11 protein-coding genes are annotated in these 11180 nt (G+C 36.4%); all 11 read left to right on the top strand.

Features of this window, described 5'->3' with window-relative positions; all coding sequences use genetic code 11:
* Positions 1–41 precede the first annotated feature (41 nt).
* The 11 genes from AC1TO9_RS15030 to AC1TO9_RS15080 all read left to right on the top strand — a co-directional run bounded on the left by AC1TO9_RS15030 (position 42) and on the right by AC1TO9_RS15080 (position 11177).
* Entirely contained in the window at positions 42–314 is a 273-nt protein-coding gene (locus AC1TO9_RS15030) for a hypothetical protein (RefSeq protein ID WP_482059675.1), read from the top strand.
* Positions 311–2638, top strand: coding sequence for an adenine nucleotide alpha hydrolase family protein (locus tag AC1TO9_RS15035; protein WP_482059676.1), 2328 nt, complete (start codon positions 311–313; stop codon positions 2636–2638). Before AC1TO9_RS15030 ends, AC1TO9_RS15035 begins: the two co-directional genes overlap by 4 nt.
* Before the next feature lie 312 nt (positions 2639–2950).
* Entirely contained in the window at positions 2951–4141 is a 1191-nt protein-coding gene (locus AC1TO9_RS15040) for a hypothetical protein (RefSeq protein ID WP_482059677.1), read from the top strand.
* 54 nt (positions 4142–4195) lie between these two features.
* Positions 4196–6460 (top strand): SNF2-related protein, encoded by a 2265-nt coding sequence (locus AC1TO9_RS15045; RefSeq protein WP_482059678.1) that lies wholly within the window; start codon positions 4196–4198, stop codon positions 6458–6460.
* Between the two features lie 19 nt (positions 6461–6479).
* Positions 6480–7616, top strand: coding sequence for a hypothetical protein (locus AC1TO9_RS15050; RefSeq protein WP_482059679.1), 1137 nt, complete (start codon positions 6480–6482; stop codon positions 7614–7616).
* 358 nt (positions 7617–7974) lie between these two features.
* A complete protein-coding gene (locus AC1TO9_RS15055; RefSeq protein ID WP_482059680.1) occupies positions 7975–8262 on the top strand; it encodes a hypothetical protein in 288 nt (95 codons plus the stop codon).
* Positions 8263–8287: 25 nt separating this feature from the next.
* On the top strand, positions 8288–8416 hold the full coding sequence (locus tag AC1TO9_RS15060) for a hypothetical protein (protein ID WP_482059681.1): 129 nt from the start codon (positions 8288–8290) through the stop codon (positions 8414–8416).
* A gap of 103 nt (positions 8417–8519) precedes the next feature.
* On the top strand, positions 8520–9380 hold the full coding sequence (locus AC1TO9_RS15065) for a hypothetical protein (RefSeq protein ID WP_482059682.1): 861 nt from the start codon (positions 8520–8522) through the stop codon (positions 9378–9380).
* A 269-nt stretch (positions 9381–9649) separates the two neighbouring features.
* Entirely contained in the window at positions 9650–10072 is a 423-nt protein-coding gene (locus tag AC1TO9_RS15070) for a hypothetical protein (protein ID WP_482059683.1), read from the top strand.
* Between the two features lie 285 nt (positions 10073–10357).
* Complete coding sequence (locus AC1TO9_RS15075; protein ID WP_482059684.1) at positions 10358–10744, top strand: TrbC/VirB2 family protein; 387 nt, start codon at positions 10358–10360, stop codon at positions 10742–10744.
* Between the two features lie 118 nt (positions 10745–10862).
* Positions 10863–11177, top strand: coding sequence for a PrgI family mobile element protein (locus AC1TO9_RS15080; protein WP_482059685.1), 315 nt, complete (start codon positions 10863–10865; stop codon positions 11175–11177).
* Positions 11178–11180 lie beyond the last annotated feature (3 nt).

Here is an 11180-nt window from a genome sequence, read left to right on the forward strand (position 1 = left end):
TTGCAGGATCTATTTTTATCTCATTCTATAGGAGGATTTATATGAATTACCTATTAGTTCTTTACTTTGATCCTAATTACGGCATGGAAATTGAAGATGCATTGGAAGCGAATCAAATGGAATATAAGAATACTAAGACACCAGTCATATTGCTTGAAGAAGACCCGTTTTTATGCAAAATGGGATTGCTAGTAGAGACAACTTCAAGTGCAATATTCGAAGTTCAGGATTCGTTTCGTTTAAAGATCGCCGCTGTATATCAACCTACAGGTACCAATTACCGTCTGATTGCACGTTCGGAGGTATCTATATGACACAATTATCTTTATTTCATGAATGGGAGACAAAGGTTGACCTCCCTGATTTAAATAGGTTGATCACCAAACCTTTGCTAAAACCAACATCAGATGCTATAAGAGGCGTCATTGATCAAATGATAGAAGCTTACCTTGACCAAACCAACACACGGCCCTTTGTAATTGCTACATCGTTTGGAAAGGATTCAACATTGCTGTGCCTTTGTATGTGGACTGCACTTACAGAGATAGCCCCTGAATTAAGAACGAGAAAAGTATATATGATTACCTCAGATACAGGGTTAGAGAATCCACGATTGAAGGCATATGTTCATGATTCAATTGAAAAAATGAAGAAGAGTGCGATTGAACAAGGATTGGATTGCTTACATGCGCATGTGGTAACACCTGAACAAAAGAACCGTTTTGCATCAAAAGTGATTGCTCACGGACTCGCGATGCCATCTGCAATTTCCCCATTTCGTTGGTGTACGGATGCTTTTAAAATTTCTCCAACGGAATTTTTTATAAAGGAGATTTTAGAAGATAGTGGTGAAGTTGTTATATTCAGTGGAGTAAGGGTGGAAGAATCTATTAAGCGGGCAGCTTCCATAAAAAAACACGGAAATGACGCCTTCATCTTCCCTAAATATAAAGTGAAGAATGGAAAAGATGGTTCAAAGACACGCGATGTGATGAAAGGTCGATTTGAAAGTCATCCTATCAAGGATATTTCAAGTGACGAGCTCTGGGACACCTTAATGCAATACAATAAATTTCCTTGGGGAACTAGGTTTTTAGAACTTTACTCGCTTTACAGCGATACCGGTGAGTGCCCTATGCAGGTTGGTGAGGCTAAGCAATCGTGTGGAACTTCAAGAAACGGTTGCATATTGTGTATGTACGTGAAAGATGACAAAATGCTGAAATACTTTCAAGACCGTGGTGAAGCATGGGCTGATCCCATCATGATCTTACGTACTATCATGAAAGATATGATTTATGATGCTAACTATCGTGAACCAATACGTAAAAGTAGATTGAAGAATTTAGATGCTCTTGATCCTCAAACGGGTAAATTGAAGTCAGCATCACAATTGGATCTTGATCAACTGATGGCGTTAGAAAGTGGTGAAGTAAAAGCAGAACTTCCATTCGAGTCACTGTGTATAGGAGGGGTGCCAGCTATACCTGATCTAGCACTTGCCAGCTTTACGCTTGAAGCGAGAATATATCTATTGAAGAATGTTCTATATTATCAACAGTTGGCTGGGTTAGAACTTGTAAATAATATTGACCTTGAGTACATCAAGATGGTTTGGTCCAATGAGATGGGTTGGGATGGAGATCCAGAAGATTTAAAGCCGGAACCAATTTCATATTATGGATCCTTGGTACTGAACAAAGAGTATCAAGTTAACGATAGAGATGGTTCCATACCCAATTTGATTGTAGACCCTCTATATTACCAGTTGGAAGAGAGATCGGATTTGGATCGAAGTAAGATTGATCTGAATGTACTTGAAATACTCAATCGAACCTCTAATGTTACATGGGATACGGTTAACTTTGTTTACTATATAACAGTTGATTTTGGTGGTAGTGAGTCTGAAATATGCGAATACTTAGATAAAGCGAAGCGAGAAAGTGGAATCAGTATTCCTTACTATTGGCATCCAGTGATTAGTCCTGAATCCGGCAAGAACGTATTTTGGAACAATGTCACTTTTGTTGTTTCAAGAAAAGGGGTGCGAACTCTACAACTAGCGAGAGAATTCGTTGATCAATTTATGGATGCAGCCACTCCTAAAATATCTGAATCCAGTTATGATTGGGAAAAGATTTTTTGGAAACATTATGTAGTTGGAAAGAACTTATTTGAAGCGAAACGTGGTATTTTAAAACTTGGTTTTCACCCGAATCAAATTCCGGAGGAAGCGAAGAAATATACTCATCTAAATGAATGTGAGTTGTTAGTTGCATTTGCGATTGATAGTTCAATCGGAACTGGATATACTCATATGGATGAAAACAAGGCTAAGGATATTTGTGCTAACTCGGATTGTTGGGATCAGGTAATATGGACCCTGTTGTACGAAAGTCGTAGTCCTGAACTAGTAAAATCGTATCTAATTGAAAATGGTATTATTCCACAAGTCGTTCCTGAAACTGTTAAGTTTTATGCAGATGTAAATGATTTGGAATTGTACTTTGGAAATAAGATCAAAGTTCATGGATTAAAGACTTGTCTTGAGACACTTCTCTTATTACCCGAATCTCATGATCGATTACCGGATTTTGTTAAGATTGAGCTTGAAAAGTATTTAAAGGATCTAAAATAGATGTGATAAGTAAGGAGTAAGTTAAATAAAAAGATATCCCTTGAAATTGTATCACTTATTCATTACAATATAAGTATATATATTTTTCTTTAGTTATCGTACCTCTGAGCATGCGCTGAAAGAGGGATTCTATCATGCTTCACTGAATTCCTTTTGATGGGTAAATATATTGAAATTCGCCCCTGTGGTGACAAAAAGCTATTTTATTTAGCTAATGTCTACTGCGGGGGCTTTTTGTATTGCTCAGAAGCGAGAATGAAACGGTAACTATGCATTTTTAATACAACCCAATTATCCTGAGGAGGAAACGTAATGTTTAAAATCAGAAGTAATGATCTCAAAAGTCTCGTAGCTAGTTTGGTCCGCTCTTCAAAAAAATCGGGCTTAGGTAATAAAGTAATATATATCCGTACATTGGATAAAGGCTTAGTATCATTTTATTATCATGGTGTTAGTATTTCGGTTGAGAAGAATATTGAAGTTTTGGATATCCAAGGAGAATTAGAAATTGCCACAAGTATCGAGGAACTATCCTTAAAAACAGATGCGTTGCCTGATGATTTAGATGTAACTGTAGAAAAGCGCAATGCTGGTCTTCACTACGACTGGAGTAATAAGGGAAAGAAAAAATCTAATTTAAAAGTAGATATATTACCTGAAACTTCTCCAATGCTTGAAGTACCTACGGTTGAGAATAGTATAACTTGGGGACCAGGTCGACTTCATCATGTGGTACGCTATATTCCACCTTTTACGATACCTTCACATTTGCCAAAAGCGTTGGAACGTCCAATTTATACCGGAATAAATTTTTCGAAAGATGATACTGGACAAGTATATATTAGAGCAACTGATGGTCAAAAAGGAGTAATTATCAGAGCGAAGAAAATGGACTGGTTTGAAAAATCACTTTGTATTGATGCTAGTTGTCTTTCTGGAGTAGCGGATGTCATTTCAAACGAGGCGGAGATCACAATTGGTTTGTGTGGCAATCATGTCATTTTTAAATCAGGATACACTACAGCGGTATGCGCCACTGTAGTTGGCTCCTTTCCAAACTTTGATAATATTATTAATACCTCTTCTGAGAGTCGGATTAACATCGATCGTGGCGAGGTGATTGAACTCTGTAAACGGATTAAGAAGCTTTCAACGACTTCTGATGGTGCATTACTGAATATCTTGGTATCGGATAATAAAGTAATGGCCATAATCCCGAATGTTCTAGAGCAAGCATTACCTGCTTCAGTTGAGGGGAAATCAATATCATTTACCATCGGAGCAAAACATATGGAAACTACTGCATTAATGGCGTCTACATCCGATAATGCAACAGAATTAACCATTTATGTTGATGCATATGATAAATCCATCTCTGTGGGAATAGACGGAAATGACGATATTAGAATGTTCATCCTTCCTAACATGTCTGTATTTGCTAGAGAAGCATTCGCTGCACAAAGTAGCGAATTGAAAAGTCACGGAACGCCGGTAACGGTATAAATTCATAATACGAGAGGAGGACCCCCACAGGATATAACTTGTGGGGGGATTTTTATGACACTATTAAATTACACAAAGCATGGATTAGTGATTAACACCAATACATTAGAAGAAGAAATGAATATAAGAGAATGCTACATTGCAGGACAGACTGATATGGAGAAATTATCTTGGCATCAATTAGTTACTCGAAGCGATAAGGATTTAAAGGAAATCCAACCATTAGCTGATCTTAGCAATTGGGGTGTTAACCTTGAACCTGCATCGGTGAGAACTACTAATAATACTCTCAAAGGTAAACGTAAAGCATATCAGAAATCTATGATGACTCTTGATGAGGTTAAAGAGACAGTCGAATTCAAATTAGCTAGGGAACAGGTAGAAATACTCTACGGCAAACCATTAAAAAATGGTACGATACCATTCCCTTATCAATTAGATCTTGCTGCATACATTGTATGCGTTAGACGAATTCTAAATTCATTAGATATGGGTCTAGGTAAAACTCTATCTACGTTAATTGGACTTGCTTCAGATCCTTCTAATAAACATATTTTGATTATTACCATGTCAAGAAATATGAATGATTGGGTCAGAGAACTCGATTTATTAGGGATTGAGGATTACGCAATACTTCATAGCCCATCTCAAATGAAATCTCAAAAGGATAAGAGATTTCATTTAGTATCGTATGAAAAGTGGGCTTCAGAACGGGTGGTATTCCGAAAAAAAGTACACACTTCCTGCCCTCACTGTCAAACTCCTCTAAAGAGCATAGTTAACAATAATAGCTATTGTACTGTTTGCAAAAACAAAATTGATCCGCTTATTGTTCATGATGGTGCAAATACCGTATATGCACGATGGACGGATAAGGATCTTCCAACTTCCTGCCCAAACTGTACTACTGAGTGGAAAAAAGGAAAACATTCTTGTAACGCAACATATACGATTGATCGGAGCGGTATAAAGGAAGAACTCCAATGTAACTATTCCGTAATCGAAAGAAAAATTCCTTCGCTTTCAACATATATGCATAAGGGCTATGATGCTTGTGCAATTGATGAAGGGCATTATATCAAAAATTACGATACTCAAAGAGCCAAATCTGTCATTAACCGGATTAAAACTAAGACAAGAGTTATTTTAACTGGCACACCTGCAGAAAATGAAGTATCAGACCTATATTGGTTACTTGGGTGGCTAACGGGTTTTTCTTCTAAATATGAAGACCCTATTGTAGCTAATGATGCGTTCCATACACCTTTTAAAGGATACGGTAAAGTAGGGTTAGAACATTTTCGTTTGTATTACGGTGGAGGATCTAAAAGACGTGTACTAGATGTTGATTCACTAGAGTCCAGAGTAGGTCACCATGAACAACTCTGGAAAATACTCGACACCGTTATGTATCGTAAATTGAAAACTGATCCTGATGTAGCAAGATACATCAATGTTCCCAAACCAAGGCAAATCAGATATCACGTTGATCTGCTACCAGCAGAACGTGAACTATATGATGATATGGTTGACGACTTTAAATCTTGGTATGAGGAAGAACATGAAAAGAAGAGACTAGCGGATTTGCGCGGTGAAGTCTATCGAATTAATACGATAGAGATATGTACATGGATGGATAGACTTCGGAAAGCGGCAAGTTGCCCGTGGATTTTCCCTAAATATGATCCAATTCAGGGTAGAACTACTGCTAAGCTTCAGTTTATTCAAAATAAGATTCGAGATTATCTGCGTAAAGGACAGAAGGTATTATTATTTTCAAGTCATAAGGAAACGATTGAGCAACTTAAACATCTTCTGAACGACATTATTCCTGGGCGTTCGGCTGAATATATCCATGGCGGTGTTGATATGAAATACCGCTGGAAGATAATGGAGAGATTTCAGGACCCACATGATCCTCTGTCTATTTTAGTAATGAGCCATCTTACAGGAGCCGAAAGTTATACTTTAACCCAAGCTAAAGCAGTTTTTCTTGTTGATTTAGTGTTTAACGGGAAAAAAGTCGAACAATGTTACAGTCGAGCTGTACGATTAGGTCAGCTAGATGTGGTAGATATTTATTGGTTACTAGGCGTCAACACGATTGATGTAAATATGCATGGACATTTATTATCTAAAGTTAGTGGTGTAAACCTTGCCATAGATCGTGAAGGCTTGGATATGACTGCGTTATCAAATGAATTCGATGGGGATTCTAAATCATCTACATCTGCTTTGGACATGGAACAGTTCGCTAATGACATGCTCAAGAGTGGAACGGGTCGAAATAAAATACAATCAGGTGTTGCTGTATCTTAAAATTGGAGGGGAATAATAAATGTATCCAATATATAATTCGCATACAGGTTTAGTTATCATTGAGTGGACTGAAAAGAAAAAAGGTAGATCTGTTGGAACGAAACATTATTTAGAGAAGAAACCGATAAAGTTACAACTTCATCCAATTGAACATGAAAGACTTGTTCGTGTTCATTTTAATGGCAAAATGCCTGGATGGATTAAAGATTATTGTGAAAAAGTAGAACATCCGTTTACAGCCCAAGAGGTAAATTTGGGTGAAGAGACAGGCTGGATGTTAGTTAATTGGAAAAGCCTAGATACATCGGAACGGCTTATTACTGCTACAGAAATTAGTGGTGCAGTCATTAAATTTGCCGATATGATGGAACCATTTTGTGATGATTTGAAACAAATCATTTCAGATAATTCAAATTTAATAGAGGAAAACATTCGTAATCGCCATGGGAATTTTGATCGTCTCGGTTTATTTTTCAGACCAGAGGAAGTAGAAGGACGAGAAGGATGTCTTGTTTTAGACGATTCCCTTTTTCTCCGAAGGCTACCTGATGAGTCTAATGAAGATTATAGGCAGAGATTGGATAATGATGGGCGTTTAGAAAAGTTGATTACTGAGCTTACTATGGATTTACCAGATCCAATATTAATTATAAATACTACTGATATTGATCAAGTGGATCCTGATTTAGATGATAAAGATCTGGATTCATCTGTGACTGATGTCACGGAGGATGAGGATTCGATTGATTTATCAGGTTTTGAATTAGAGGAAGAAGATAATTCTGTGGAAGATGAGGAATCGATCGATTTATCGGGTTTTGAATTAATGGAAGAGGAGATTTCAGAGGAAGAAGAATCAATAGATATATCAACTGATGAGTTGGAACAAGTGGAAGATACAATAGATATATCGCTAAACCTATTAGGTGTGGAAGCGTCTGAATACGTAGAAGAATCCACAATAGAAAACGGAGCAATCGAGGAAAAAGCATTGGAAGTAGTGAATCCTACTGTCACTGACAAAATAATCGATCCGGTATTGCAAGCTAATGAAAAAGAACAACCGGAAATTGAAAAAGAGTTATCCGATGGTAAGACTATCTTGTTCGCATACCAAATGCCGGGCGAAAAATCAGGTCAATTATCATTGTTTTAATTCATTTTCACTTGTTGTTTTCTACGTAGAATGGTATTATATTCTTATATTAAACCTTGCGATTATTTCTAACCTGAGCCATGAGGCACACAGGTCATTCTAACTAATTTCCCCTTATTTGGTATATCTATGTTCATAATCCGCCCTGTGGTGTATAAAGTATGAAAATACTCTATAAACTACAGGGTTTATATATATTTAAATCCTTATTCAACACCATTCGGTGGAGTGATATTCGGCAATTGCCCAGACTCCTAACGATTGGTGTTTTTTTATATTTTTCAACCATAGATGGCTTAACCTAATTAAACTTTTATCACATTAAGTGATAATTTAAATCGACTCGGAGGTGCATAGTATGAATAAAAGTAATAGTGCAACAGTATTGAAGAGGAAAATTCCGTTTGGCAGTCTTGGTGAATACGAGAGCATATACAAAGGAATAGAAGACTCTCTAGAAAACGATCTATTTGTTAAAGAAATAAAAAAGGATCACAGACGTTCACTTAAGAGCATTCGACGCGATGTGAAAATAAATTACTGGAAGCAGATAGGGATTTGGACAATTAGTGATATCACTTCTTTGGTACCAATCCTAGGGTTATTTGTTCTTGGGATCGTGCTTATAATCATTGGCGTTTATTGAGCCACAAGAGAAGGAGTTAGAGCATATGAAAAAACACTCAACAACTGTAATTTCTATGGGGGGATCTCTAATAGAAGTTGATACAGAGGGTTTAAAGAACGGGAAATACACATTGGTTCGTATCATATCTAAAGATATCACCAAGGAGGACTAACAACATGTCAAACTATCAAAACAAATTTAATATGCAGAAATCGATCTATGATGTAGAAAATTCGTCTACAACGTTAAAACGTGTTTTGAAGCGGGTGAAATAATTGAGTTTAGAAACTGTGATTACTCTCTTAATATTATCTCCGTTTGTTATTGGCTTTATCAGTATTTTTTTTCAAGGAGATACTCAAGTGACACCTGTGTATATAGATCACAGGAAAGTCGTCCTTGTCGAGTCTAAAAAGTTATCGCACGAAGATAATGAACTGCTTAAAGACACCGTTGAACAGGAACCAGAAGACAATGACAAGATTTTAATAAAGGAAGAGCGTCTGGAGGAATCGCAAGAAACTATAAGGATATTGAATGAAATTCCAGAGCTCTCAGAAGTTCCTCAAAAACCATCATCCTATCAAGTGTCAACAATACCACAAGAACTTGATATATCTTTGAAAAGGTTATTTTCAACTATTAAAGGCATGAGCATAACAGAAAATGAACATATACAAAATGATGCGGATAATGATATTCCCCTAATTACAGATGAGGGAGAGATGGATTTAGGAAGCGATGATTTCAAAGAGATGATTGCTAATTTCATTGATGAAGATGAACAAAAGTCTAATTTATTGAATTTCCCTTTTCCTACAGTACCAATACCACCACGAGAATTTTTGGCGTTACAGCGTAAATACGGTTCTGATGTTGTAGCGAAAATGACAACAACGCCAGCAGTTGGAGGTACTGGTGAGTATGATTGCATGATGGGAGAGGTATGTGAGCTAGGCGGTAATATAGTTTTAAGGTATGGCGAACACCATATTCCACTGAAAGGGTTCCATAGTAATGAAAAAGGTGCTTTTTTGGTTGAAGGGATGTTTGTGAAAGAAGAACTGTTCTTTGTTAAAAATTTCAGAAAATTAGTAGAAACTGTCCGAATTTTGGACAAAGTAGTGGAGAACTAGCTTCTCCGCTTTCTCCAACAAGTTATATTCCTCATAAATTTGAGGTTTCTAGCTTGTTAGAGAAAGCGGGGAATTGAACGTGATATCCCTATCTAGTAAATAGGGATAGGGTTTAGGTTTTATCAGTCCGCCCCGTTTTGAAATACGTTATTTGTACTATAAGTGAACTAAATATTCAATTAAAGTGAACAACTCAGACCGTCATCTTTATGTCCATTCATAAATTAGTTTGTATTGTAGCAAAAAAAATATTGTTGGAGGAGATAATTATGTCAAAACAAATCTATAAGCAACCATATGAAACGGTAGATCTACTTAGCAAAACGCTAAATAATAGGGTTTTAACAGATCAAATCAAGGCAGCTATACTTGCGGAATGTTATCCAATTGTTTTATGTAAAAGTAAAAGTGGATGTTTAAAATTTTCGGTAAGAGGAGGGCAACTAGCTATAAATCACGTATTAACTGAAAAAATAATGAAAAATAAAAATTCGAATATCATAGCACTCCCAATAGTCGGCTTATCACGTAGTGGTTTAAAGGGTTTGCTTGCTATTGTAGAAGATATTTTAATGGAATTTGATCCGATCGATCATGCTACCATTTTAATTCATTATTCAGTAGACCACGAGGGTGGTTTTGATGAAGGTGTACTAGTTGTCGAGAAGGGAATTCATCACGCAAGATATTAATACAACTAATCTAGTAGTCCAGAAGGTATTCATCATACAACATAATAATTCATACCTTGACAATTTTACTCATTTTCATGATAATCTATAGTAGGTATTAAAACTAACCTAATCAAATACTATCAAAAGCGGAAGCACCGCCAAACCATGGGATAATCCCCATGGTTCGGCGGTGCTTTTTTTTATTTAAAGGAGGTTTTTTTATATGAATTTTTAGTTGATTAAACTTTTAATAGTTTGTCCGATACTTAGAAGATTATTGTGAAATTGAGAGGAGACTTACCCATGTTTAAAAAATATTTTTTTGTATTGTCTTTGGTACTTTGTCTATTTATGATCGTAACGCCGTTGAGTTCAATTGTTTCTGCGGATTCTGTTATTAGTACGGATTTGACCGACAGGGGAAAAACCTATAATCCTAATGACGCAAATGTAGCAAAAGTAAATAAACCGCTTATCACAGTAGTTCAGTTAGTAGGTGGAATTGGTGGAACACTTTTTGTCTTAGCGATCATGTATTATGCGATCATGATATTTTTCGGTTCGCTTAACCCACAAAAAGCAGCACAATACTGGAAAGCTTTAGTTATTTGTTGTGGTGGAGCATTTGTATTTTACGGAGCAGCAGGCTTTGCAGACATGATTGCAGGACTGGCACCTGGAGCGCAGTAAACTCCTTAGTAAATATGAAAAAACTGGAATGTCTACTCTGCCAAAAGGTTACGACATCTATCGAAATTAATGATAGGCAGAGTGGCCATTCTTTTAAATTAAGGGGTGATTACGAGTTATGAATAATGAAATAGTGGTCCCGATAGATATCACGCAAGAGGAAAAGGCTATTTTAGCAAGACTATCACTTCGACAATTCTTTATTTTATTTCCGACGATTATCTTTTGTGCAATTATATTTTTGTTTGTAGATATACCGTTTGTATCTAGTGCATCAGAAGTAATAACTAAGTTAGTTATCTTTGTGGTTTGTATTGGTTCCGCATGTTTTTTTGCTTTCTTCAAATTTGACAAATACGACAAGTTTGCAAGTGAATTTGTACTAACGGTAATAAAATATGCTCGATCACAAAAGACATATTCTCACATTTGATAT

The organism is Paenibacillus sp. Y916, from assembly GCF_056786435.1.